This window comes from Enterobacter cloacae complex sp. FDA-CDC-AR_0132, from assembly GCF_003010695.1.
Classification (GTDB): Bacteria; Pseudomonadota; Gammaproteobacteria; order Enterobacterales; family Enterobacteriaceae; genus Enterobacter; species Enterobacter ludwigii.
In genome coordinates this window covers 1,632,556-1,657,021 of record NZ_CP027618.1, presented here as the reverse complement: position 1 = coordinate 1,657,021, position 24,466 = coordinate 1,632,556, and the positions used below count along the sequence as shown (strand labels likewise).

General features: G+C 54.9%; 22 protein-coding genes. 11 read left to right on the top strand and 11 right to left on the bottom strand.

Annotated elements, in window-relative coordinates; translation table 11 throughout:
- Nucleotides 1-52: 52 nt before the first annotated feature.
- Nucleotides 53-1,000 (top strand): LysR family transcriptional regulator, encoded by a 948-nt coding sequence (locus AM379_RS08090; RefSeq protein ID WP_050737667.1) that lies wholly within the window; start codon nt 53-55, stop codon nt 998-1,000.
- 33 nt (nt 1,001-1,033) lie between these two features.
- On the opposite strand, the gene gyrB is transcribed toward AM379_RS08090, so the two are convergent.
- The 4 genes from gyrB to dnaA form a co-directional block, all read right to left on the bottom strand.
- A complete protein-coding gene (gene gyrB, locus AM379_RS08085) occupies nt 1,034-3,445 on the bottom strand; it encodes a DNA topoisomerase (ATP-hydrolyzing) subunit B (protein ID WP_106503585.1) in 2,412 nt (803 codons plus the stop codon).
- Between the two features lie 28 nt (nt 3,446-3,473).
- Nucleotides 3,474-4,547: a DNA replication/repair protein RecF gene (gene recF, locus AM379_RS08080; RefSeq protein ID WP_025202644.1), complete on the bottom strand. Its 1,074-nt coding sequence runs from the start codon at nt 4,545-4,547 to the stop codon at nt 3,474-3,476.
- Between the two features lie 147 nt (nt 4,548-4,694).
- Complete coding sequence (gene dnaN, locus AM379_RS08075) at nt 4,695-5,795, bottom strand: DNA polymerase III subunit beta (RefSeq protein WP_014167956.1); 1,101 nt, start codon at nt 5,793-5,795, stop codon at nt 4,695-4,697.
- 4 nt (nt 5,796-5,799) lie between these two features.
- Entirely contained in the window at nt 5,800-7,197 is a 1,398-nt protein-coding gene (dnaA, locus tag AM379_RS08070; RefSeq protein ID WP_020882755.1) for a chromosomal replication initiator protein DnaA, read from the bottom strand.
- Between the two features lie 600 nt (nt 7,198-7,797).
- Here dnaA and rpmH point away from each other — a divergent pair.
- From rpmH to AM379_RS08020, 9 genes are all read left to right on the top strand, one after another.
- The gene (gene rpmH, locus AM379_RS08060; RefSeq protein WP_000831330.1) at nt 7,798-7,938 is read left to right on the top strand and encodes a 50S ribosomal protein L34; all 141 of its coding nucleotides are present in this window, start codon (nt 7,798-7,800) and stop codon (nt 7,936-7,938) included.
- A gap of 16 nt (nt 7,939-7,954) precedes the next feature.
- Complete coding sequence (gene rnpA, locus AM379_RS08055; RefSeq protein WP_014172301.1) at nt 7,955-8,314, top strand: ribonuclease P protein component; 360 nt, start codon at nt 7,955-7,957, stop codon at nt 8,312-8,314.
- Entirely contained in the window at nt 8,278-8,535 is a 258-nt protein-coding gene (gene yidD, locus AM379_RS08050) for a membrane protein insertion efficiency factor YidD (RefSeq protein WP_001307474.1), read from the top strand. The genes rnpA and yidD overlap by 37 nt, the downstream gene beginning before the upstream one ends.
- A 2-nt stretch (nt 8,536-8,537) precedes the next feature.
- Complete coding sequence (gene yidC, locus AM379_RS08045) at nt 8,538-10,181, top strand: membrane protein insertase YidC (RefSeq protein ID WP_014172300.1); 1,644 nt, start codon at nt 8,538-8,540, stop codon at nt 10,179-10,181.
- A 72-nt stretch (nt 10,182-10,253) separates the two neighbouring features.
- Nucleotides 10,254-11,618: a tRNA uridine-5-carboxymethylaminomethyl(34) synthesis GTPase MnmE gene (mnmE, locus tag AM379_RS08040; protein ID WP_032679283.1), complete on the top strand. Its 1,365-nt coding sequence runs from the start codon at nt 10,254-10,256 to the stop codon at nt 11,616-11,618.
- 111 nt (nt 11,619-11,729) lie between these two features.
- Nucleotides 11,730-12,905: an MFS transporter gene (locus tag AM379_RS08035; protein ID WP_020882757.1), complete on the top strand. Its 1,176-nt coding sequence runs from the start codon at nt 11,730-11,732 to the stop codon at nt 12,903-12,905.
- On the top strand, nt 12,874-13,845 hold the full coding sequence (gene yidZ / locus AM379_RS08030; RefSeq protein WP_106503584.1) for an HTH-type transcriptional regulator YidZ: 972 nt from the start codon (nt 12,874-12,876) through the stop codon (nt 13,843-13,845). Before AM379_RS08035 ends, yidZ begins: the two co-directional genes overlap by 32 nt.
- Before the next feature lie 122 nt (nt 13,846-13,967).
- Entirely contained in the window at nt 13,968-14,714 is a 747-nt protein-coding gene (locus AM379_RS08025; RefSeq protein ID WP_014172296.1) for a 4'-phosphopantetheinyl transferase family protein, read from the top strand.
- 36 nt (nt 14,715-14,750) lie between these two features.
- Nucleotides 14,751-15,317: an NADPH-dependent FMN reductase gene (locus AM379_RS08020; RefSeq protein ID WP_020882759.1), complete on the top strand. Its 567-nt coding sequence runs from the start codon at nt 14,751-14,753 to the stop codon at nt 15,315-15,317.
- Nucleotides 15,318-15,404: 87 nt separating this feature from the next.
- On the opposite strand, the gene AM379_RS08015 is transcribed toward AM379_RS08020, so the two are convergent.
- Nucleotides 15,405-16,742 carry an NCS2 family permease gene (locus AM379_RS08015; RefSeq protein WP_138614807.1) on the bottom strand — a complete coding sequence of 446 codons (1,338 nt, stop codon included), beginning with the start codon at nt 16,740-16,742 and terminating at the stop codon, nt 15,405-15,407.
- A gap of 165 nt (nt 16,743-16,907) precedes the next feature.
- Between AM379_RS08015 and yieH the strand changes: the two genes are divergently transcribed.
- The gene (gene yieH, locus AM379_RS08010) at nt 16,908-17,573 is read left to right on the top strand and encodes a 6-phosphogluconate phosphatase (RefSeq protein ID WP_014172293.1); all 666 of its coding nucleotides are present in this window, start codon (nt 16,908-16,910) and stop codon (nt 17,571-17,573) included.
- Between the two features lie 84 nt (nt 17,574-17,657).
- Here the strand turns inward: yieH and phoU are convergent, their stop codons facing one another.
- The 6 genes from phoU to glmS all read right to left on the bottom strand — a co-directional run bounded on the left by phoU (nt 17,658) and on the right by glmS (nt 24,340).
- A complete protein-coding gene (phoU, locus tag AM379_RS08005; protein WP_008500182.1) occupies nt 17,658-18,383 on the bottom strand; it encodes a phosphate signaling complex protein PhoU in 726 nt (241 codons plus the stop codon).
- Nucleotides 18,384-18,397: 14 nt separating this feature from the next.
- Entirely contained in the window at nt 18,398-19,171 is a 774-nt protein-coding gene (gene pstB, locus AM379_RS08000) for a phosphate ABC transporter ATP-binding protein PstB (RefSeq protein WP_014172291.1), read from the bottom strand.
- Nucleotides 19,172-19,218: 47 nt separating this feature from the next.
- A complete protein-coding gene (pstA, locus tag AM379_RS07995; protein ID WP_014172289.1) occupies nt 19,219-20,109 on the bottom strand; it encodes a phosphate ABC transporter permease PstA in 891 nt (296 codons plus the stop codon).
- Nucleotides 20,109-21,068 carry a phosphate ABC transporter permease PstC gene (gene pstC, locus AM379_RS07990; RefSeq protein ID WP_014172288.1) on the bottom strand — a complete coding sequence of 320 codons (960 nt, stop codon included), beginning with the start codon at nt 21,066-21,068 and terminating at the stop codon, nt 20,109-20,111. Before pstC ends, pstA begins: the two co-directional genes overlap by 1 nt.
- 80 nt (nt 21,069-21,148) lie before the next feature.
- Nucleotides 21,149-22,189 carry a phosphate ABC transporter substrate-binding protein PstS gene (gene pstS, locus AM379_RS07985; protein ID WP_014172287.1) on the bottom strand — a complete coding sequence of 347 codons (1,041 nt, stop codon included), beginning with the start codon at nt 22,187-22,189 and terminating at the stop codon, nt 21,149-21,151.
- Nucleotides 22,190-22,510: 321 nt separating this feature from the next.
- Nucleotides 22,511-24,340: a glutamine--fructose-6-phosphate transaminase (isomerizing) gene (gene glmS, locus AM379_RS07980; protein WP_032679281.1), complete on the bottom strand. Its 1,830-nt coding sequence runs from the start codon at nt 24,338-24,340 to the stop codon at nt 22,511-22,513.
- Nucleotides 24,341-24,466 lie beyond the last annotated feature (126 nt).

Genomic DNA, 24,466 nt, shown 5'->3' with positions numbered 1-24,466 from the left:
TCGCCAGTGGCGATATCTTTTCCCACTATTGATTCCTGAATAACGACAATCCATGACCGATACGCTGAAGGATATTCCCGTTTTTGTCGCCGCCGTAGAGGCAGGCAGTTTTGCTCAGGCCGCGGTGCGTTTGCATTTGTCGCGCTCGGCGGTAGGGAAAAGCATTGCTCGCCTTGAAGCACGGCTGGGGGTACGCCTGTTTCAGCGCACAACGCGTAGCCAAAGCCTGACCGATAACGGTGCCCTTTTTTATGAACGCTGCCTGCGAGCACTCCAGGAAATCCGTGGCGCGGAGTCGCTGCTGGAAACAGGGAAACATCAGGTGAGTGGCCGTCTGCGTGTTGCCATGCCGGTGCTGTTTGGCCGCCAGTGCATCGCCCCGCTGCTGATAGCCTTGACGCAGGAGCATCCTGCCCTTGAGCTGGAAATGTCATTCAGCGATCGCGTAGTGGATATCGTCGAGGAAGGGTTTGATATGGCGGTGCGAAACGGCGCACTGCCGGACAGCACCATGCTGGTCGCCAGACGCCTGGGGGAACACCGAATGGTGCTGTGCGCCGCGCCGGAATACCTGAGGAATAACGGCCAGCCTGAAACCGTTGCCGATTTACGCCAGCATAAGGCCATTAACTACCTGCGTGCCGGCAGGGTATTACCGTGGGAACTGGCGGACCACGAAGGCACGCAGCACACCCTAATTCCCCGCTCATCCCTCAATATGGACGATCTGCAGGCTATCTGCGACGCAGCGCTGGCCGGGCATGGTATTGCATGGTTACCCTGCTGGATGGTGCGCAAAGAGCTGCAGAATGGAAGGCTCATCCCACTCTTAAAACAGGCACCGGATGTGCGTTTCGACGTTCACGCGGTCTGGCAGCAGACGCCGCATCTGCCCCTGCGAGTCAGGATTGCGGTCGACATGCTGGTCAGCCGGTTACCGTCAGTCCTGTCGCTGGAGCTGGATGCTGATAATTCTGCGCCCACAAAAAAGCCGCGCTAAATGCGCGGCCTCTGACTTGCGGTGTAACAACCCTTAGATATCGATATTCGCCGCTTTCAGGGCGTTCTCTTCGATAAAGGCACGACGTGGTTCAACCGCATCGCCCATCAGGGTTGTGAACAGCTGATCGGCTGCAATCGCGTCTTTAACGGTCACGCGCAGCATACGACGGCTTTCCGGATCCATGGTGGTTTCCCACAGCTGATCCGGGTTCATTTCACCCAGACCTTTATAACGCTGAATAGACAGACCACGACGGGACTCTTTCACCAGCCATTCCAGCGCCTGCTCGAAGCTTGCTACCGGCTGACGACGTTCACCACGTTCGATAAACGCATCGTCTTCGATAAGACCACGGAGCTTCTCACCCAGCGTACAGATACGGCGATATTCCGGACCGGTCACAAACTCGTGCTCCAGGGGGTAATCGGTATCAACGCCGTGAGTACGCACGCGCACAATCGGTTCGAACTGCTGCTGAGCGTTCTGCTGGACATCAAACTTCCACTGGCTGCCGTGCTGCTCTTTCTCGTTCAGCTCGGTTACCAGGGTGTTCACCCAGCGGGTAACAACCTGTTCATCGCTCAGATCGACTTCCGTCAGGGTTGGCTGATAAATCAGCGCCTTCAGCAGCGATTTAGGATAACGACGCTCCATACGACCAATCATTTTCTGCGCCGCGTTAAACTCGGACACCAGACGCTCCAGCGGCTCACCGGCCAGTGCAGGGGCGTGAGAGTTCGCATGCAGGGTCGCACCATCAAGCGCGATCGCGATTTGGTACTGATCCATCGCTTCGTCGTCTTTGATGTACTGTTCCTGTTTGCCTTTCTTCACTTTGTACAGCGGTGGCTGTGCAATGTAGACGTGGCCACGTTCAACAATTTCTGGCATCTGACGATAGAAGAAGGTCAACAGCAGCGTACGGATGTGCGAGCCGTCGACGTCCGCATCGGTCATGATGATGATGCTGTGGTAGCGCAGTTTGTCCGGGTTGTACTCGTCACGGCCGATGCCGCAACCGAGCGCGGTGATCAGCGTTGCCACTTCCTGAGAAGAGAGCATCTTGTCGAAACGGGCCTTCTCTACGTTGAGGATTTTACCCTTCAGCGGCAGGATAGCCTGATTCTTACGGTTACGGCCCTGCTTCGCAGAACCGCCCGCGGAGTCCCCTTCCACGAGGTACAGTTCGGACAGCGCCGGGTCGCGTTCCTGGCAGTCAGCCAGTTTGCCTGGCAGGCCAGCTAAATCCAGCGCGCCTTTACGGCGGGTCATTTCACGGGCTTTACGCGCCGCTTCACGGGCACGTGCCGCATCGATAATTTTGCCAACCACGATTTTCGCGTCTGACGGGTTTTCCAGCAGGTATTCGCTCAGCAGTTCGTTCATCTGCTGTTCAACCGCCGATTTCACCTCAGAAGAGACCAGCTTGTCTTTAGTCTGAGAGGAGAACTTCGGATCCGGTACCTTCACGGAGACAACCGCAATCAGGCCTTCACGGGCATCATCACCGGTGGCGCTGACTTTCGCTTTTTTGCTGTAGCCTTCTTTGTCCATGTAGGCATTCAGGGTACGGGTCATTGCCGCACGGAAGCCCGCAAGGTGAGTACCGCCGTCACGCTGTGGAATGTTGTTGGTGAAGCAGTAGATATTTTCCTGGAAACCGTCGTTCCACTGCAGCGCCACTTCCACGCCAATACCGTCTTTTTCGGTAGAGAAGTAGAAGATATTCGGGTGAATTGGCGTTTTGTTCTTGTTCAGATACTCAACGAACGCCCGGATACCGCCTTCGTAGTGGAAGTGGTCTTCTCTGTTGTCGCGTTTGTCACGCAGACGAATCGAGACGCCGGAGTTCAGGAACGACAGTTCACGCAGGCGTTTCGCCAGAATCTCATATTCGAACTCGGTAACGTTGGTGAACGTTTCAAGGCTCGGCCAGAAACGCACCATGGTACCGGTTTTGTCGGTGTCACCCGTAACAGCCAGCGGTGCCTGCGGCACGCCATGCGTATACAGCTGACGGTGAATTTTGCCTTCGCGCTGGATAACCAGCTCCAGTTTCTGCGACAGGGCGTTAACCACGGACACACCTACACCGTGCAGACCGCCGGAAACTTTATAGGAGTTATCATCGAACTTACCGCCTGCGTGCAGAACGGTCATGATAACTTCCGCAGCCGATACGCCCTCTTCCGGGTGAATACCGGTTGGGATGCCACGACCGTCATCGGTGACGGAGACGGAGTTGTCCGCATGGATCGTGACCACGATGTCTTTACAGTGACCCGCGAGCGCTTCGTCGATAGCGTTATCTACCACCTCGAATACCATGTGGTGCAGACCGGTGCCGTCATCCGTGTCGCCGATATACATACCCGGGCGCTTACGCACCGCATCCAGCCCTTTCAGGACTTTGATACTGGAGGAGTCATAAGAATTCGACATCAACGTTTCTCGCTCATTTCAACTTGGGTTAATCCGTTATTTTACCCTTTTCCACGGTAAACATCTTCGAATTTTCGTCCGACATGTCTATAACGTGTTCAGCGCTAATCGCACTGACGAAAACCTGTGACTGCGTGGCTTTTAAGCGGCTGGCAAGTAGCCCGCGCCGCGCGTCGTCAAGTTCCGAGGCAAAATCATCTATCAGGTACAGGCAGCGTCGCCCGCTCTCGCGGGTCAAAAACTCTCCCTGCGCCAGGCGCAGCGCACACATCAAAAGCTTGAGCTGCCCACGCGACAGCGTGTCTTCCACCGGCGCACCGTCGGCACGAATGCGGAAATCCGCCTTGTGCGGGCCATGTGCGGTGTAGGTCAGCATGCGGTCGCGCTCGAAATTTCTCTCTAACACTTCGGCATAATCTGTCTCTTTCTCCCAGCCGCGCTGGAAGGAGAAGGTGAGAGAGAATTCAGGTAAAAACTGTTTGCAGGTGTCGGCCATATCGTCGGCGATACCCGCGCTGTATTCGGCACGCCAGCAGCTGATTTGTTCCGCAAGGGGAATTAATTCCTTGTCCCACGGGCGCAGCTGGGCGTAGCGTGTCACCTGGCGCAGTGCAGCGTTACGCTGCTTAAGCAGGCGCTTCAGGTTGCTCCAGGCATTAAAGAAGCCGGCTTCGTTGTGAAAGCATCCCCAGTCAAGGAAGGCTCTTCTGTATTTGGGGCCGCCATTGAGTAAAGTAAACCCCTCCGGCGTAATCAGCTGCATCGGCATCAGCAGCGCGAGCTCAGCCACTTTGTGGCCGTCAGTACCGTCGATACGAACCTTGCTGTCGCCCTGCTTGTCTTTGGTCAGACCGATGGCCGTTTCACGCTCCTCGCCCTGCAAACGCCCGTGCAGAACAAAGGCTTCCTGTTCGTGGCGAATGACGCGGCCAATTTGCAGACTGCGAAACGCCCGGCCATGGCCGAGCGTATAGATGGCCTCAAGCACGCTGGTTTTGCCGCTGCCGTTCGCGCCAACCAGGAAATTAAAGCCAGGGGATAAAGCGAGATCCGCGTTTTCGATATTGCGGAAATCTTTAATTAAAAGGCGCGTCAGTGACATATCTGGATTTCTTCGGGCCAGGGCGTAATCGGCTCAGCCCGTTTCAACGCGGACTGCACGCAGACCCTGGCGCGTACACAAAGTACGAGACAGGGGCGAGCACAGCCCGGGTTGAAAAAGGCAAGAAAGATAGCCCGATAGCGTTCACTACAGCCTCATCGGCATGACAACATAAGCCGCACTTTGGCTGGCCGCATCTTCAATCTGTACACTCGAAACGGAGTCGGTCAGCAGAATGCGAACGTTCTCGCATTTAAGCGCGTTCAGCACATCCAGCACATAGCTGACGTTAAAGCCGATTTCCATCTCAGTCCCGGCATAGGTGACGTCCAGAATCTCTTCTGCCTCTTCCTGCTCCGGGTTGTTGGCGGTGATTTTGATCTGATTTTCGCTCACATACAGACGCACCCCGCGGAATTTCTCGTTAGAGAGAATCGCGGCGCGGGCAAAGGCCTGCTTGAGGCTGTCGCAACCGGCTTCCAGCGTTTTGTCCGGATTCTTCGGCAATACGCGGCGATAATCGGGGAAACGACCGTCAACCAGCTTCGATGTGAAGACAAAATCACCCACGTGAGCACGGATGTTATTGCTGCCGATCTGCACGCGCAGTGGTGTATCACCACCGTCGAGCATACGCATCAGCTCAATCACCCCTTTACGCGGTACGATCACCGAATGGTTTGGCAGCGAGTCGCCAATGGGCATGGAACAGACTGCCAGTCGGTGACCGTCGGTAGCCACGGTACGCAGCTCTTCACCTTCGGTTTCGAACAGCATGCCGTTTAAGTAGTAACGAACGTCCTGATGCGCCATTGAGAACTGCGTGGCTTCAATCAGACGCTTCATCGTTGCCTGCGGCAGGGTGAATTCAACTTCACTCTGCCAGTCGTCCAGGTTCGGGAAGTCCGCGGCAGGCAGCGTGGAGAGCGAGAAACGGCTGCGGCCAGAGCGCACCAGCATACGGTCGCCTTCCAGCTGCACGGCAATTTCAGCGCCTTCCGGCAGCCCGCGGCAGATATCAAAGAATTTACGTGCCGGAACAGTGGTCGCGCCCGCTTCATGCGGCTGAGACAGCGTAACGCGCGCGATCATTTCCATTTCCAGATCTGTGCCGGTCAGCGACAGCGTACCGTCCGCGACCTGAAGCAGCAGGTTTCCGAGAATTGGCAGCGTTGGGCGGCCACCTAATGGGCCACTCACCTGTTGCAGCGGTTTTAATAAATGTTCACGTTCAACGGTAAATTTCATAGCGTCACGATGATAATGTTCTGATTAAATTGGAAAAATCTTCTTTTATGTCGTGGCTTTCTTCGCGTAACTGCTCAATCTTACGACAAGCGTGCAGCACGGTCGTATGGTCACGGCCACCAAACGCATCGCCGATCTCCGGCAGACTGTGGTTGGTTAACTCCTTTGCCAGCGCCATCGCCATCTGACGCGGACGCGCCACCGAGCGGGAACGACGTTTAGACAGCAAATCTGCCACTTTGATTTTGTAGTACTCGGCCACCGTCTTTTGAATATTGTCGATAGTGACCAATTTTTCCTGCAGTGCCAGCAAATCGCGCAGCGCTTCACGCACAAAATCGATGGTGATCGCACGGCCGGTGAAGTTGGCATTGGCAATCACGCGGTTCAGTGCCCCTTCAAGCTCACGGACGTTGGAGCGCAGACGCTTGGCAATAAAGAACGCCACTTCACCCGGCAGGCGAATATCGTTTTCATCGGCTTTCTTCATCAGGATCGCGACGCGGGTTTCCAGTTCCGGTGGCTCGATCGCCACGGTCAGGCCCCAGCCAAAACGTGATTTCAGACGATCTTCAACGCCGTTGATCTCTTTTGGATAACGATCCGACGTCAAAATGATCTGCTGATTACCTTCCAGCAGCGCATTAAAGGTGTGGAAAAACTCTTCCTGGGATCGTTCTTTGTTGGCAAAGAACTGGATGTCATCGATAAGCAGTGCGTCAACAGAACGGTAGTAGCGTTTAAACTCTTCGATCGCATTGTTTTGCAGGGCTTTTACCATGTCCTGAACGAAGCGCTCGGAGTGCATATACACCACTTTCGCATTTGGCTTACGCGCCATAATGCCGTTGCCTACCGCATGCAGAAGGTGCGTTTTACCCAAACCCGTGCCGCCATAAAGGAACAGCGGGTTGTAGGCACCACCGGGGTTATCTGCAACCTGGCGTGCCGCCGCGCGCGCCAGCTGGTTCGATTTACCTTCAACGAAGTTATCGAACGTGTGTTTAACATTGACGTTAGAACGGTAGGTTTGCTCTGCCGGAGCAGGCACGTTGTCCCAGCCCGAACGGGTCGCCGGAAGGGCGCGCGGTGCCGGAGCGGGGGCTGCCTGAGCAGGTATTGCCACATTTACCGTTTCACGCACGGTCTGCGTGACCGGTTTTGTTCCCACTTCAAAGCGTAGCTGTGGCGCATCGGATCCGCAGAAATCATTCAGCAGTCCATTGATGTTATTAAGGTATTTATCCCTTACCCAATCGAGCACAAAACGGTTTGGCGCATACAAAGCCAGCGTGTTATCGCTCAGTTCCGCCTGCAAGGGGCGGATCCACATACTGAATTCTGTGGCTGGTAACTCATCCTGCAATCGGGCAAGACACTGCTGCCAAAGCGAAAGTGACACGGCGGACTCCACTCGAACAATAAAAGAAAACTATTGAATATTCATGATTGTTGGCGCACATCGACATGACCCTGTGCAAAAGGGTGATGTGCGAACCGCTATCTGCGGTTATACCCGGCCAGGATCGCTGGATCCCGATCGGGACCGCGGATCATAGCCTAAACTGAGCCAGAGATCTTCTGTTTCTCACAGATTCTTCCCGATTTATCCACAGGAAGATCGGAAACCGGGTAAGTGTAAACGATCCTGGGGCGAGTACCCTACGATTTAGCCCGCATATTGGAAAAATTAATGAGCACAGACAATTTCTTGCTTAAATGATCTAACGAAGATCCGGGACGATCCTTGCGCTTTGTTTGGGAGGCCGTATAATCCTCGACCCGGCGCGTGATGCTCATCTTCCTGCGTCGTCCGTTGCTCATTTTCCACGCGAAAACGTGCGGAAATACGCGGGAAATAAGGAAAGAGAATTGACTCCGGAGTGTACAATTATTACAATCCGGCCTCTTTAATCACCCACGCTGAGGCGTTAGTCGTTCGAAACTCGTTCGGGTATACGCAAAAGTCAGTGAATTTATTCAAGTTTAGGTAGAAATCGCCATGAAACGCACTTTTCAACCGTCTGTACTGAAGCGCAACCGTTCTCACGGCTTCCGTGCTCGTATGGCTACTAAAAATGGTCGTCAGGTTCTGGCACGTCGTCGTGCTAAAGGCCGCGCTCGTCTGACCGTTTCCAAGTAATAAAGCTAACCCCTGAGTGGTTAAGCTAGCATTTCCCAGGGAGTTACGTTTGTTAACTCCCACTCATTTCACTTTCGTCTTCCAGCAGCCACAACGGGCTGGCACGCCGCAAATCACCATCCTCGGCCGCCTGAATTCGCTGGGGCATCCCCGCATCGGTCTTACTGTCGCCAAGAAAAACGTTAAGCGTGCGCATGAACGCAATCGGATTAAACGTCTGACGCGTGAAAGCTTCCGTTTACGTCAGCACGAACTGCCTTCAATGGATTTCGTGGTGGTGGCTAAAAAAGGGGTTGCCGACCTCGATAACCGTGCTCTCTCGGAAGCGTTGGAAAAATTATGGCGCCGCCATTGTCGCCTGGCTCGCGGGTCCTGATAGCCCTCATTCGGGTCTATCAACGCCTGATTAGTCCGCTACTCGGGCCGCACTGCCGTTTCACGCCAACATGCTCAAGCTACGGAATTGAGGCATTGCGCAGGTTTGGAGTGATAAAAGGCAGTTGGTTGACGGTGAAACGCGTATTAAAATGCCACCCTTTACACCCAGGTGGAGACGATCCCGTCCCGCCAGGACCCTTTGATACCAGAGAACACTAACGATGGATTCGCAACGCAATCTTCTTATCATCGCTTTGTTGTTCGTGTCTTTCATGATCTGGCAGGCATGGGAGCAGGATAAAAATCCTCAACCCCAGCAGCAGACCACGCAGACTACGACCACCGCAGCGGGTAGCGCCGCCGACCAGGGCGTACCGGCCAGTGGCCAGGGGAAACAGATTACGGTTAAGACCGATGTGCTTGAGCTGACTATCAACACCCGTGGTGGTGATGTTGAGCAGGCGCTGCTGTTGACCTACCCAAAAGAGCTGAAGTCTAACGAACCGTTCCAGTTACTGGAAACCACGCCTGAGTTTATCTACCAGGCCCAGAGCGGCCTGACCGGTCGTGATGGCCCGGATAACCCGGCTAACGGTGCGCGTCCACTGTACAACGTCGAGAAAGAGACCTTCGTACTGGCTGATGGTCAGAACGAAATCGCTATCCCGATGACCTACACCGACGCCGCGGGCAACACCTTCACCAAAACCTTCACCCTGAAACGCGGTGAATATGCGGTGAACGTGGGCTACAGCGTTCAGAACACCGGTGCGAAACCGCTGGAACTGTCGACCTTTGGTCAGCTGAAGCAGTCCATCAATCTGCCGTCTCACCGTGACACAGGAAGCAGCAACTTTGCGCTGCATACCTTCCGTGGCGCGGCGTACTCCACGCCTGATGCGAAGTACGAGAAATACAAATTCGACACCATTGCCGATAACGAAAACCTGAACGTCAGCGCTAAAGGCGGTTGGGTGGCAATGCTGCAGCAGTATTTCGCCACTGCGTGGGTGCCAACGAACGACGGTACTAACAACTTCTATACCGCGAACCTGGGTAACGGTCTTGCAGCCATTGGCTACAAATCTCAGCCGGTTCTGGTACAGCCGGGTCAAACCGGTAAGCTGGCAAGCACCCTGTGGGTCGGTCCAGAAATCCAGGACAAAATGGCTGCCGTTGCGCCGCACCTGGATCTGACCGTGGACTACGGCTGGTTGTGGTTCATCTCTCAGCCGCTGTTTAAGCTGCTGAAGTTCATCCACAGCTTCCTGGGTAACTGGGGCTTCTCCATCATCGTTATCACCTTCATCGTACGTGGCATCATGTACCCGCTGACTAAAGCGCAGTACACCTCCATGGCGAAGATGCGTATGCTGCAGCCGAAGATTCAGGCAATGCGTGAGCGTCTGGGCGATGACAAACAGCGTCAGAGCCAGGAGATGATGGCCCTGTATAAAGCAGAGAAAGTGAACCCACTGGGTGGTTGCTTCCCGCTGCTGATTCAGATGCCAATCTTCCTTGCGCTGTACTACATGCTGATGGGTTCCGTTGAGCTGCGCCACGCGCCGTTCGCCCTGTGGATCCATGACCTGTCTGCACAGGACCCATACTACATCCTGCCGATCCTGATGGGCGTAACGATGTTCTTCATCCAGAAGATGTCGCCGACCACCGTGACCGACCCGATGCAGCAGAAGATCATGACCTTTATGCCGGTCATCTTCACCGTGTTCTTCCTGTGGTTCCCGTCAGGTCTGGTGCTGTACTATATCGTCAGCAACCTGGTGACCATTATCCAGCAGCAGCTGATTTACCGTGGTCTGGAAAAACGTGGCCTGCATAGCCGCGAAAAGAAAAAGTCCTGATTCGGTAAGTTAACGCTAAAATAAGGGCGGTCGATTGACCGCCTTTTTTATTTGTATTGAACGAGACCAACCATGAGCCATAACGACACTATCGTCGCCCAGGCAACCCCACCGGGACGCGGTGGTGTAGGCATTCTGCGTATCTCCGGCCTGAAGGCCCGCGAGGTCGCCGAAGCGGTGCTGGGTAAACTGCCAAAGCCGCGCTACGCTGATTATCTGCCGTTTAAAGACACTGACGGCACGCCGCTGGACCAGGGCATTGCGCTGTGGTTCCCGGGCCCGAACTCCTTTACCGGAGAAGACGTGCTGGAGCTGCAGGGCCACGGTGGCCCGGTCATCCTCGACCTGCTGTTAAAACGCATTCTGACGCTGCCGGGCCTGCGCATTGCAAAGCCAGGTGAGTTCTCCGAGCGTGCCTTCCTGAACGACAAGCTCGACCTCGCACAGGCAGAAGCAATTGCTGACCTGATCGACGCCAGCTCCGAGCAGGCAGCCCGCTCCGCACTGAACTCGCTTCAGGGCGCATTCTCGGCGCGCGTGAATCATCTTGTGGAAGCACTTACTCACCTGCGCATCTATGTCGAAGCGGCTATCGATTTCCCGGATGAGGAGATCGACTTCCTCTCTGACGGTAAAATTGAAGCTCAGCTGAATAGCGTGATGGCCGATCTCGATGCGGTGCGTGCCGAAGCACGTCAGGGTAGCCTGCTGCGCGAGGGGATGAAGGTCGTGATTGCGGGCCGCCCTAACGCCGGTAAATCGAGCCTGCTCAACGCCCTGGCGGGCCGTGAAGCGGCGATCGTCACCGACATCGCCGGTACCACCCGCGACGTGCTGCGTGAGCATATTCATATCGACGGTATGCCGCTGCACATCATCGACACGGCAGGTCTTCGCGACGCCAGTGACGAAGTAGAGCGCATCGGTATCGAACGTGCCTGGCAAGAGATTGAGCAGGCTGACCGCGTGCTGTTTATGGTGGACGGTACCACGACCGATGCCGTTGATCCGGCGAACATCTGGCCCGACTTTATTGCCCGCCTGCCGGCAAAACTGCCGATCACCGTGGTGCGTAACAAAGCGGATGTGACCGGCGAAACGCTGGGTATCAGTGAAGTGAATGGCCACTCACTTATTCGCCTGTCGGCCCGTACCGGTGAAGGCGTTGACGACCTGCGCAACCATCTCAAACAGAGCATGGGCTTTGATACCAGTATGGAAGGCGGCTTCCTTGCGCGCCGTCGTCACCTTCAGGCGCTGGAAGACGCGGCACGCCACCTCGATCAGGGGAAAGCGCAGCTACTTGGCGCATGGGCGGGTGAACTGCTGGCGGAAGAGCTGCGTCTGGCGCAGCAAAATCTGAGTGAGATAACCGGCGAATTTACCTCGGACGATCTGCTGGGACGGATTTTCTCGAGCTTCTGTATCGGCAAGTAATTACCGCTGATGAAGGGTGATTTCCTCCCGGGAAATCACCTTTGTCCAAATGGCAACTCGCCTAATCCCTTTTATCCCCCTATTCTGCTTGCCTGCATCTATGGGGGGTTTATGGCTCGTTTTCTGTTTTGTAGTTTTGCGCTGGTTCTGCTCTATCCATCGGGTATTGATATGTATCTGGTGGGGCTGCCGCACATTGCCCGCGATCTGGGTGCCAGCGAGGCGCAGCTGCATATTGCGTTTTCGGCCTATCTCGCCGGGATGGCATCATCGATGGTATTTGCCGGGAAAATCGCGGACAAAGCGGGTCGTCAGCCCGTGGCCATTACCTGTGCCATCATCTTCGCGCTGGCGTCAATGCTCTGCTCCCTGGCCCAGGACAGTACCCTGTTCCTGACAGGACGCTTTATTCAGGGGATAGGTGCCGGTGGCTGTTATGTAGTGGCCTTCGCCATCCTGCGCGATACCTTAAGCGCCCAGCGCCGTGCCAAAGTGCTTTCCATGCTCAACGGTATTACCTGCATCATTCCGGTGATGGCGCCGGTGGTGGGCTATCTGATCATGCTGAAATTCCCGTGGCAGAGCCTGTTCTGGACGATGGCGGCCATGGGTGCGCTGGTCTTTATCCTCTCGATCACGGTGCTGAAAGAGACCCATCCAGGCTCGCAAAACGCAGGCCATACGGCAACCCTTCATCCGGCCGAGACGCTGCTAAACCGCTTTTTCCTGAGTCGCCTGGCCATTACCACACTGAGCGTGGCGGTGATCTTGACGTATGTAAACGTTTCCCCGGTGTTGCTGATGGAGACCATGGGGTTTGATCGCGGTGAGTATTCCACCGTGATGGCACTCACCGCGATGGTCAGTATGGCCGTCTCGTTCTCGACGCCGTTCGCACTGAATATCTTCCGTCAGCGCACGCTCATGCTAACCTCTCAGGTGCTGTTCCTCGCTGCGGGGGGGATTCTGGCGACCACCAGCACACATGCGCTGATGCTGGTAGGGATTACGCTGATTTGCGCCGGCTTCTCCGTCGGCTTTGGCGTGGCGATGAGTCAGGCACTTGGCCCGTTCTCGCTGCGCGCGGGTGTGGCAAGCTCGGTACTGGGTATTGCGCAGGTCTGTGGTTCGTCGCTGTGGATATGGCTGGCGGCGGTCATCGGCCTTAATGCGCTCAATATGCTGATCGGGATTCTGATTGGTTGTAGCATGCTCTGCATCACCTTACTTATGGTCATCCAGCCCGCGGCCCATTATGAAGAAGCCAATCAGCAGTCTCGATCTTAACCTGTTGTTGTGTCTGCAGCTTTTGCTGCAGGAGCGCAGCGTAACCAAAGCCGCGAAACGGATGAACGTGACCCCGTCCGCGGTAAGTAAATCGCTGGCGAAACTGCGCGACTGGTTTGACGATCCGCTGTTTGTGAAAACACCGTTAGGCCTGCTGCCGACACCGCTGACGATGAGTCTGGAGCAGGATCTGGCCGACTGGATGCAGATTGGCAATCAGATCCTCGATAAATTCCATCATGACTCCCCGGGCGGGCTGACGTTCGTGCTGGCCGCGGAAACGCCTCTGATGCTGATCCGCTTTAATGCCCTGCTCGAGCAGGTCAATCAGCGCTATCCACAGGCCAGGGTAAAGATGCGCCACTGGGATTACGACTCGGTGGATGCCATTACGCGCGGAGAAGTCGATCTTGGCTTCACGGGCCGTGAAACGCATCCGCGCTCCCGCGAGCTGTTGAAGCTGATGCCGTGGTTTATCGACTACGAAATTCTGTTCAGCGACCGCCCCTGCGTCTATTTGCGCGAAGATCATCCGGCTCTTCAGGAAGAGTGGAACCTGGAGACTTTCCTGCGCTATCCGCATATCAGCATCTTCTGGGAGCGCAGCGACACCTGGGCGCTTGATGAGGTGCTCAGAGAGATGGGACGTGAGCGTAATATCGCCATGAGCCTGCCCGGTTTCGAACAGTCGATGTTTATGGCGGCGCAGCCAGGCCATAACTACATCGCCACGGCGCCACACTACTGCCATCACTATAATCAACTCCACCAGCGTAAGCTGATCGTCCTGCCCATTCCCATTGATGAAGCCCAGGCTGAAAAACTGACCGTTCCTTTCACGCTGATCTGGCATAAACGAAACAGCCATAATCCGAAAATCCTCTGGCTCCGTGAGACAATCAAAGCGCTATATGCCGCTCCAGCGCTTATTTTTGCCTAAGAAAATGTAAAGTTGGGTGCTCAGGCTTCTCTTACTCCCATTTACTGATTAAAACAGAAGGCAAGTTAAGCGATAATCATGTAACCGTTTAACCGAATACGACCATTATCAAGGAGCGAAAAATGGCAACGCACTTTGCAAGAGGGATACTGACAGAGGGACATCTCGTATCGGCCAGAATTTCATCCGCGTGTCACCAGGAAGCACGTAAACTGCCGGAGCATCGCCGGACGCGGTTTTTGGCATCCCGCGCGCTTCTCGCTGAGCTGATGTTCATGCTGTACGGCACCAGTGAACTGCCGGATATCCTCACCCAACCTGAAGGCCGCCCGGTCTTTGCCGACCCGGAGCTGCCGCGTTTCTCCATTGCCTACACGGGCAATATCATTGGCGTCGCGCTCACCACTGAAGGGGATTGCGGCCTGGACATGGAGCTTCAGCACGCAACCCGCGGCTTCCACGGCGCGAACCCGCACGATGACTACCCGCTTTCCAGTAATGAAAAGCTGTGGGTGCGTAACCAGAACGATCCCATCGAGGCCAGAGCTCAGCTCATTACCTTACGCCAGAGCATTCGAAAGCTCTGTGGCTGTGCATCAGACGACGCCAGCCTGCTGCAATTGCTTCCAGGCTCCGGACGTCTGCGTTCCGCTAAAGCCACGCTGGTAGAGGCGCTCAGCGATGCCGAAGACGTACTGATTTGGTCCATCGCGGTGACCCCCGCCATCGAACGATTGAAAATCTGGGAATTTGACAGTCAACACGGATGGAGTAGCCTTCCGGATGTGCCCGAGCGAGCCAACGAACCCGCCGCGCGCCTGATGAGATTAACCAGTTTACCGGCAGAAAAAGCATATACCCTTAGCTGATCCATTCAGGGTCATCATGATGAAACAGGAGTAATCATGTCTGATACGTTGAAAGTTGTTACGTTACTGGGAAGCCTGCGCAAAGGTTCATTTAACGGGATGGTTGCCCGCACGCTGCCTCAGCTGGCACCGGCAGGTATGGACATTAGCGCCCTGCCATCGATTGGCGACATTCCGCTTTACGACGCGGATGTGCAGCAGGAAGAAGGGTTTCCACAGAGCGTAGAAGCGCTTGCAGAGCAGATCCGCCAGGCAGACGGCGTGGTCATTGTTACGCCTGAATATAACTACTCCGTCCCGGGTGGCCTGAAGAACGCCATTGACTGGTTATCCCGTCTCCCGGAGCAGCCGCTGTCGGGTAAACCGGTGCTGATCCAGACCAGCTCTATGGGCGCGATTGGCGGGGCACGCTGCCAGTACCATCTGCGTCAGATCCTGGTCTTCCTGGATGCGATGGTAATGAACAAACCGGAATTTATGGGGGGCGTGATTCAGAACAAGGTCGACCCGCAGACGGGTGAAGTGGTGGATCAAAGTACGCGTGACCATCTTTCTGGCCAACTGACCGCGTTTGGTGATTATATTAAGCGAGTGAAAGCTTAAACGTAGCCTGACCCCCTCACTCTGGCCCTCTCCCACAGGGAGAGGGCGCAAACACAAAAGCCCTTTTCGACGAAAAGGGCTTTCTGTTTATTTGGCATCAATAAAAACAATCTTCAGCACAAACAGCAGCGCCACAATGATGACGCACGGGCTGAGGTCGCGGAAGCGACCGGTACCAATCTTCATGACGCAGTAGGAGATAAAGCCCAGCGCGATACCTTCGGTAATCGAGAAGCTAAACGGCATCATCACCGCGGTAATAAACGCAGGCACCGCTTCGGTTAAATCATCCCACTTCACGCGCGACAGGCTGGAGGTCATTAACACCCCCACGTAGATCAGCGCGCCGGCTGCTGCATACGGAGGCACCATGCCCGCCAGCGGCGACAGGAAGATCACCAGCAGGAACAGGATACCCACCACAACCGCCGTCAGACCGGTACGGCCACCCACAGAGACACCTGAAGAGGATTCAATGTAAGCGGTAACAGACGATGTACCGATAAACGCACCGGTGACAGAGGAGACACTGTCAACAAACAGCGCCTGCTTCATGCGCGGGAATTTCCCATTCTCATCCGCCAGGCCGGCTTTGTCGGTCACGCCAATCAGCGTACCGGAGGAGTCAAACAGGTTAACCAGCATGAAGGAGAAAATCACGCCCGCCAGACCCAGGTTCAGGGAGCCTGCCAGATCGACGTGCCCAATGACGGTAGATACGCTCGGTGGCGCGGAGACAATCCCTTTGTACTGCACATCGCCCAGCATCCAGCCCAGCAGCGTGGTGACCACGATGGAAACCAGCACGGCCGCATGAATATTGCGCGAGGCCAGGATAGCGATGATAAAGAAGCCCAGCACGCCCAGCAGCACGTTGTGCGAGGTCAGGTGACCGATGCTCACCAGCGTGTCCGGGTTAGCCACGATAACGCCTGCGTTTTTCAGACCCATCATGCCGATAAACAGACCAATACCGCTGGTAATCCCCACGCGCAGGCTCACCGGAATATTGGCTATCATCCAGTAACGTACGCGGAAAATGGTCAACAACAGCAGGCCAACCGCGCCCCAGAAGATAGCGCCCATGCCGACCTGCCATGGCAGACCCATCGCCTGGACGACCACGAACGCGAAGAAAGCGTTCAGGCCCATTGCCGGGGCCAGCGCCACGGGCAGGTTAGCGAACACGCCCATCAGGATACTGCCCAGCGCAGCGATCAGACAGGTGGTCACGAAGACGGCGCTGGTGTCCATGCCAGCAACGCCAAGAATTTGTGGGTTAACAAAAACGATATAGACCATCGTCAGGAAGGTGGTGAAACCGGCGATCACTTCGGTGCGTGCCGTTGTGCCGTGCTCACGCAGTTTAAACACGCGCTCAAGCAGACCCTGACCAGATGTCTGGGTAGTGTGTTGTTGACTCATCATCAATTTCCGAACAAGGAGGGAAAATTCGTCGCTATCCTATACCAAAATGCGACAATAGTGGCGGTTACAAGATACTTTTTTCATTGATTTTGCTTATACGGCAACGATTGCGTCTCATTAAACTGCCGTACGTAAACGTTAAACTTGTAAAAAGGGAAAGGCATGTCCGGAATTGAAGCGGTATTTTTCGACTGCGACGGTACGCTGGTCGACAGTGAGGTCATTTGTTCCCGCGCGTATGTGACCATGTTCAGGGAATTTGGCATTACGCTGGATCTCGAAGAGGTGTTTAAACGCTTTAAAGGTGTGAAGCTCTACGAGATCATCGACATCATTAACGAAGAGCACGGTGTGGATCTGGCGAAAGCAGATCTGGAGCCGGTCTACCGCGCCGAGGTCGCACGCCTCTTCGACTCCGAACTGGAGGTCATTGCCGGGGCGAATGCGCTTCTGGATGCGATGACGGTGCCCATCTGCGTGGTCTCGAACGGTCCGGTCAGCAAAATGCAGCACTCGCTGGGTAAGCTTGAAATGTTGCACCACTTCCCGGAAAAACTGTTCAGCGGCTACGATATCCAGCGCTGGAAGCCAGACCCGGCGTTGATGTTCCATGCAGCAAAAGCGATGAACGTTAACGTGGCGAACTGCATTCTGGTGGATGACTCTTCTGCGGGAGCGCAGTCGGGGATTGATGCGGGTATGGAGGTGTTTTACTTCTGCGCCGATCCGCACAACAAACCGATCGATCATCCAAAAGTGACGACCTTCACCGATCTGGCGCAGCTGCCAGAATTGTGGAAGGCTCGCGGGTGGAATATTACTCGCTAAAAAAAGCCGGATAGCGCTGACGCTTATCCGGCCTATAAGGCTCGCAGGCCCGGTAAGCTCAGCAGCACCGGGCATGTTAGCGCATCACTCTTTCGGATCTTTACCCGCCAGCAGCTTGTCCAGCTCATCGCCGCCAACGTGACGGAAATCCTGTCCTTTCACGAAGTAGAAGATGTATTCGCAAATGTTCTGGCAACGGTCACCGATACGCTCGATTGAGCGCGCGCAGAACAGCGCGGTCAGGACGCTTGGGATCGTACGGGAGTCTTCCATCATGTAGGTCATCAGCTGACGCACGATGCCTTCATACTCCTGGTCGACCTTTTTGTCTTCACGGTAGATACGTACCGCTTCGTCCAGATCCATACGCGCAAAGGCATCCAGTACGTCATGCAGCATCTGCACGGTATGACGACCCAGCGACTCGAGGCTCACCAGCAGTGGCTGGTGCTGCTGAGAGAATTTCTCCAGCGCGGTGCGGCAGATTTTATCTGCAACGTCACCAATACGCTCCAGCTCGGCGATGGTTTTGATGATCGCCATAACCAGACGCAGGTCGCTCGCCGTTGGCTGACGCTTGGCGATAATACGCACGCAGGCTTCATCAATGGCGACTTCCATCATATTGACGTTTTTATCACCTTCGATAACGCGCTTTGCCAGCTCGCTGTCCTGGTTGTGCATCGCGGTAATGGCATCGGAAAGCTGCTGCTCAACCATGCCACCCATGGTCATCACCTGAGTGCGAATACTTTCCAGCTCTGCGTTGAACTGGCCTGAAATGTGTTTGTTAAGATTGAGATTGTCCATAGCGCGCTCCTGAATCAACCGTAACGACCGGTGATATAGTCTTCTGTTTGCTTTTTAGCGGGCTTGGTGAACAGATCGTCCGTATTACTGAACTCAATCAACTCGCCCAGGTACATAAACGCCGTGTAATCGGAACAACGCGCAGCCTGCTGCATGTTGTGGGTCACGATAACCACGGTGTAATCCTGCTTCAGCTCGGTGATCAACTCTTCAATACGGCCGGTTGAGATCGGGTCCAGAGCTGAACACGGCTCATCCAGCAACAACACTTCCGGGCGAATGGCGATACCACGCGCAATGCACAGACGCTGCTGCTGACCACCGGAGAGAGAGTAACCGCTCTGGTGCAACTTATCTTTGGTTTCGTTCCATAATGCGGCCTTGGTCAAAGCCCACTGAACGCGCTCATCCATATCCGTACGGGAGAGCTTTTCAAACAGACGTACGCCAAAGGCGATGTTGTCATAGATGGACATCGGGAACGGCGTCGGTTTCTGGAACACCATCCCGACTTTCGCACGCAGCAGGGCGATATCCTGGCTGTTGGTCAGAATGTTATCGCCGTCCAGGATGATTTCACCTTCGGCACGCTGCTCCGGATAGAGCGAATACATTTTGTTAAAGGTACGCAGCAGCGTGGATTTACCACAGCCAGACGGACCGATAAATGCCGTGACCTGGTTCCTGGCGATATCCAGGTTGATGTTCTTCAGGGCATGGAATTTGCCGTAGTAGAAGTTCAAATCACGAACCTGAATCTTACCCGGGGCAGTATCAACCATACTCATTGACTCATTTCCTCATTCGGCGCCGCGATCTGCCGCGCCGTAAAAATTTAACCGTGTTTCTGCTTCGCGAAAATGACGCGCGCCAGAATGTTCAGCAACAGTACGCAAAGGGTAATGATCAGCACCCCGGCCCAGGCCAGCTGCTGCCATTCCGCGAATGGGCTCATCGCAAATTTAAAAATCGTCACCGGCAGGTTGGCGATCGGCTGCATCATGTCCGTACTCCAGAACTGGTTGGAGAGGGCAGTAAACAGCAGCGGCGCCGTTTCGCCTGCAATACGGGCAATGGCCAGCAGGATACCGGTCATGATCCCGGAGACGGAGGCTTTCAGCGTAATCGCAGAGATCATTTTCCACTTCGGCGTGCCCAGCGCGTAAGCCGCTTCACGCAGGCTATCCGGCACCAGTTTCAGCATGTTCTCGGTGGTACGAATGACGATAGGTACCTGCAGCAGCGCCAGCGCAATCACGCCGGCCCAGCCGGAGAAGTGTTCCATCTGCGCCACCACAATGGTGTAAACAAACAGACCGACCACGATAGACGGCGCAGACAGCAGGATGTCGTTAATGAAACGAATCACCTCTGCCAGCCAGGATTTACGCCCGTACTCCGCCAGATAAATCCCCGCCATAATGCCAAGCGGTGTACCAACTACCGTCGCCCAGAGGATCAGCAAACCGCTTCCCGCCAGGGCATTCGCCAGGCCGCCGCCCGCCGTATTTGGCGGCGGCGTCATCTCGGTGAACAGTGAAAGCGACATCCCGTCGATGCCGCGCACAACGGTCGAGAACAGGATCCAGACCAGCCAGAACAGACCGAACGCCATCGTTGCCATTGAGAGCGTCAACGCAACGCGGTTTTTGAAACGACGCTTCGCCTGCATTTTGCGACGGGATTCCGCCAGCGCAGTGGTGCTTTGCATTTCGAGAGTTGCCATTAGCGTGCCCCCTCATTTTTTGCGAGACGCAGGATCATCAGCTTGGAGATCGCCAGCACAATGAAGGTAATCACAAACAGGATCAGGCCCAGTTCCATCAGCGCCGCGACGTGCAGCCCGGATTCCGCTTCGGCAAATTCATTCGCCAGTGCGGAAGTAATACTGTTACCCGGCATGTAGAGGGAGGCGCTGTCGAGCTGGTAGGTGTTACCGATAATAAAGGTCACCGCCATGGTTTCACCCAAAGCACGGCCTAAACCCAGCATGACGCCGCCAATCACCCCATTTTTGGTGAACGGAAGGACGATGCGCCAGATAACTTCCCAGGTGGTGCAGCCGATGCCGTAGGCCGACTCTTTCATCATCACCGGGGTTTGTTCGAAGACATCGCGCATTACCGCCGCAATGTACGGAATAATCATAATGGCGAGGATCACCCCCGCAGCCAGAATACCGATACCGAAAGCCGGGCCAGAGAACAGGGTGCCGACAAACGGAATGGCGGAGAGAACATTACCCACCGGTTCCTGGAAGTACGTTGCGAACAGGGGAGCAAAGATAAACAGGCCCCACATGCCGTACACGATACTTGGAATAGCGGCCAGCAGTTCAATGGCGATACCCAGTGGACGACGCAGCCAGCCCGGCGCCAGTTCCGTCAGGAACAGGGCAATACCAAAGCTCACCGGCACCGCAATCAGCAGGGCGATAAACGACGTCACCAGCGTGCCGTAAATCGGCACCAGCGCACCGTAGATATCGTTCGGCGCATCCCACTCTTTGGTCCACAGGAAGGAGAAACCGAATTTCTGGATGCTCGGCCAGGAGGAGAAAATCAGGGACACGATAATGCCGCCCAGCAGCAATAGCACAATCAGCGCAGCCAGTTTGACCAGCGCGCTGAAAATCATGTCACCTTTTTTACCCGGAGGGTTAAATGCAGGCTTTGTTGCAGCCATAAATCACTCTTCTGTTAAACGCGTTTACGAAATCGGCGGGTAGCGCGAGCGCCACCCGCCATTTTCGTCAGAATACTAAATTAATACAATGCTTTACCGCTGCTGTCTTTCACGTTGGTTTTCCATGCAGCGCGAATCTGCTCAACCACGTTGTCCGGCAGGGTGGCGTAATCCAGCGCGTTAGCCTGTTTGCCGCCGTTTTTGTACGCCCAGTCGAAGAACTTCAACACTTCAGCGCCCTGCTCAGGTTTCTTCTGCTCTTTGTGAACCAGAATGAAGGTGGTAGAGGTGATTGGCCACGCACCATCGCCTTTCTGGTTAGTCAGATCCTGAGCGAAGGATTTGCTCCAGTCAGCGCCTTTTGCAGCGTTAGCAAAGTTCTCTTCAGTCGGGCTGACTGGCTTGCCATCGGCAGAAACCAGTTTGGTGTAGGACAGGTTGTTCTGCTTAGCGTACGCATACTCTACATAGCCGATAGAACCAGGCAGACGCTGTACGAACGCGGCGATACCGTCGTTACCTTTACCACCCAGACCGGTTGGCCAGTTAACGGTAGAGCCGGAACCGACTTTAGATTTCCACTCTTCGTTCACTTTCGCCAGGTAGCTGGTGAAAACGAAAGAGGTACCGGAACCATCTGCACGACGAACCACTGCGATGTTCTGCGAAGGCAGTTTGACACCCGGGTTCAGTTTGGTGATGGCTTCGTCATCCCATTTTTTGATTTTACCGAGGTAGATGTCACCCAGGGTTTTGCCGTCCAGGACCAGCTCGCCTGATTTCAGGCCTGGAATGTTAACGGCCAGCACAACACCACCGATAACGGTCGGGAACTGGAACAGGCCTTCCTGCGCCAGTTTGTCATCAGACAGTGGAGCGTCTGATGCGCCGAAATCAACGGTATTCGCGGTAATTTGTTTTACGCCACCGGAGGAGCCGATACCCTGATAGTTAACCTTGTTACCGGTTTCTTTCTGGTAGGTATCCGCCCATTTGGCATACACCGGCGCAGGGAAGGTTGCACCAGCGCCAGTCAGGCTTGCTTCTGCAAATACAGAGAACGCGCTCAGAGATAAGGTCGCGGCGACAACAGTTGCGACAGTGGTACGCATAACTTTCATAATGTCTCCTGCAAGATTTTCGTAAATCGTTGTTTAGTGGCTACGATGAGCAAAATAGGACAAACAGGTGACAGATAAATGTACGAATTATGACAGTTTTATGACAATGAAAATTTAGCTTAAATATCAGTAAAAATTCATTTAATTATCATCTAGTTAACCACTTACATGACAGCAAGTTTTCAGAAATATTTTCTTTATGTGACACTGAAAAAAGTAGCTGAAGATGACAGATTGTCATAAATAAAAATGCGGATGGGTTGATTAAAAACAAACCAGGAAGGGTAAAAAAGCTCCACCCGAAGGTGGAGCCTGAGGGGATTATTCTACGGTGACCGATTTCGCCAGGTTACGTGGCTGGTCAACGTCAGTGCCTTTGATCAGCGCGACGTGATAGGCCAGCAACTGCAGCGGAACGGTGTAGAAGATAGGGGCAATCACCTCTTCCACATGCGGCATATCGATGATGTGCATATTGTCGCTGCTCGCAAAGCCGGCGTCTTTATCGGCGAAGACGTACAGTACACCACCGCGGGCGCGGACTTCTTCGATATTGGACTTCAGTTTTTCCAGCAGTTCGTTGTTAGGTGCCACAACGATGACCGGCATGTCTGCGTCAATCAGCGCCAGCGGGCCGTGTTTCAGCTCGCCTGCTGCGTAAGCTTCCGCGTGGATGTAGGAGATCTCTTTCAGCTTCAACGCGCCTTCCAGCGCAATTGGATACTGATCGCCACGGCCGAGGAACAGGGCGTGATGTTTGTCAGAGAAATCTTCCGCCAGCGCTTCAATGCGTTTGTCCTGAGACAGCATCTGCTCAATACGGCTTGGCAGCGCCTGCAGGCCATGAACGATGTCATGCTCAACAGCCGCATCCTGTCCTTTCAGACGCGCCAGTTTCGCCACCAGCATCAGCAGAACGGTCAGTTGAGTGGTAAACGCTTTGGTGGAGGCCACACCGATTTCCGTGCCTGCGTTGGTCATCAGCGCCAGATCGGATTCACGAACCAGCGAAGAACCCGGCACGTTACAGATGGCCAGAGAGCCCAGATAGCCCAGCTCTTTAGAGAGACGCAGCGCCGCCAGGGTGTCCGCCGTTTCGCCAGACTGGGAAAGGGTGATCATCAGGCTATTACGACGCACCGCGGATTTGCGGTAGCGGAATTCTGAAGCGATTTCCACGTCACACGGAACACCGGCCAGGGATTCAAACCAGTAGCGGGAGACCATACCGGAGTTGTAGGAGGTACCGCAGGCCACGATCTGAATATGCTCAACCTTACCGAGCAGCTCATTGGCGTTGGCACCCAGTTCGCTCAGATCCACCTCGCCGTGGCTGATGCGCCCGGTCAGGGTGTTTTTGATGGCGTTCGGCTGCTCGTAAATTTCTTTCTGCATGTAGTGACGGTAAGCGCCTTTGTCGCCTGCGTCGTACTGCAGATTGGATTCGATCTCCGGGCGTTTCACCTGCTCGCCTTTGGTATCGAATACCGTCACGCTGCGACGCGTCACTTCCGCGATATCACCCTCTTCCAGGAAGATAAAGCGACGGGTAACCGGCAGAAGTGCCAGCTGGTCAGAGGCGATAAAGTTCTCGCCCATGCCCAGACCGATAACCATTGGGCTACCGGAACGTGCGGCCAGCAGCGTGGACGGATCGCGTGAATCCATGATTACCGTACCGTATGCACCGCGCAGCTGAGGGATCGCGCGCAGCACCGCTTCACGCAGTGTACCGCCCTGCTCCAGCTCCCAGTGAACCAGGTGAGCAATAACTTCGGTGTCGGTTTCAGAGACGAAGGTATAGCCGCGCGCTTTAAGTTCTTCGCGCAGCGGTTCGTGGTTTTCGATAATGCCGTTATGCACGACCACGATGTGTTCGGACACATGCGGGTGCGCATTGCCTTCAGACGGTTCGCCGTGGGTCGCCCAGCGGGTGTGCGCAATACCCGTGCCACCGTGCAGCGGATGATCTTCCGCAGCCTGGGCCAGCATCTGCACTTTACCGAGACGACGCAGACGGGTCATATGCCCTTCTGCATCCACAACTGCCAGACCGGCAGAGTCGTAACCACGGTATTCCAGACGACGTAAACCTTCGAGAAGGATTTCAGCAATATCACGCTGCGCAACTGCGCCAACAATTCCACACATAGTTTAATTTCCTGATTATGGCGTTATGCCATGCGTTGTCGCTGACCTGTATTTGCCCTTTCCGGGCACCCCGAGCCTTGTAGAGAGTGGGGTTATTGTTATAAGTACTGCCTTTGGGGGGAGGAT

Coding starts and splice junctions, on each gene's coding strand:
- AM379_RS08090 (WP_050737667.1), top strand. CDS start 53: ATGACCGATACGCTGAAGGATATTCCCGTTTTTGTCGCCGCCGTAGAG.
- gyrB (WP_106503585.1), bottom strand. CDS start 3,445: ATGTCGAATTCTTATGACTCCTCCAGTATCAAAGTCCTGAAAGGGCTG.
- recF (WP_025202644.1), bottom strand. CDS start 4,547: ATGTCACTGACGCGCCTTTTAATTAAAGATTTCCGCAATATCGAAAAC.
- dnaN (WP_014167956.1), bottom strand. CDS start 5,795: ATGAAATTTACCGTTGAACGTGAACATTTATTAAAACCGCTGCAACAG.
- rpmH (WP_000831330.1), top strand. CDS start 7,798: ATGAAACGCACTTTTCAACCGTCTGTACTGAAGCGCAACCGTTCTCAC.
- yidD (WP_001307474.1), top strand. CDS start 8,278: ATGGCGCCGCCATTGTCGCCTGGCTCGCGGGTCCTGATAGCCCTCATT.
- yidC (WP_014172300.1), top strand. CDS start 8,538: ATGGATTCGCAACGCAATCTTCTTATCATCGCTTTGTTGTTCGTGTCT.
- mnmE (WP_032679283.1), top strand. CDS start 10,254: ATGAGCCATAACGACACTATCGTCGCCCAGGCAACCCCACCGGGACGC.
- AM379_RS08035 (WP_020882757.1), top strand. CDS start 11,730: ATGGCTCGTTTTCTGTTTTGTAGTTTTGCGCTGGTTCTGCTCTATCCA.
- yidZ (WP_106503584.1), top strand. CDS start 12,874: ATGAAGAAGCCAATCAGCAGTCTCGATCTTAACCTGTTGTTGTGTCTG.
- AM379_RS08025 (WP_014172296.1), top strand. CDS start 13,968: ATGGCAACGCACTTTGCAAGAGGGATACTGACAGAGGGACATCTCGTA.
- AM379_RS08020 (WP_020882759.1), top strand. CDS start 14,751: ATGTCTGATACGTTGAAAGTTGTTACGTTACTGGGAAGCCTGCGCAAA.
- AM379_RS08015 (WP_138614807.1), bottom strand. CDS start 16,742: ATGAGTCAACAACACACTACCCAGACATCTGGTCAGGGTCTGCTTGAG.
- yieH (WP_014172293.1), top strand. CDS start 16,908: ATGTCCGGAATTGAAGCGGTATTTTTCGACTGCGACGGTACGCTGGTC.
- phoU (WP_008500182.1), bottom strand. CDS start 18,383: ATGGACAATCTCAATCTTAACAAACACATTTCAGGCCAGTTCAACGCA.
- pstB (WP_014172291.1), bottom strand. CDS start 19,171: ATGAGTATGGTTGATACTGCCCCGGGTAAGATTCAGGTTCGTGATTTG.
- pstA (WP_014172289.1), bottom strand. CDS start 20,109: ATGGCAACTCTCGAAATGCAAAGCACCACTGCGCTGGCGGAATCCCGT.
- pstC (WP_014172288.1), bottom strand. CDS start 21,068: ATGGCTGCAACAAAGCCTGCATTTAACCCTCCGGGTAAAAAAGGTGAC.
- pstS (WP_014172287.1), bottom strand. CDS start 22,189: ATGAAAGTTATGCGTACCACTGTCGCAACTGTTGTCGCCGCGACCTTA.
- glmS (WP_032679281.1), bottom strand. CDS start 24,340: ATGTGTGGAATTGTTGGCGCAGTTGCGCAGCGTGATATTGCTGAAATC.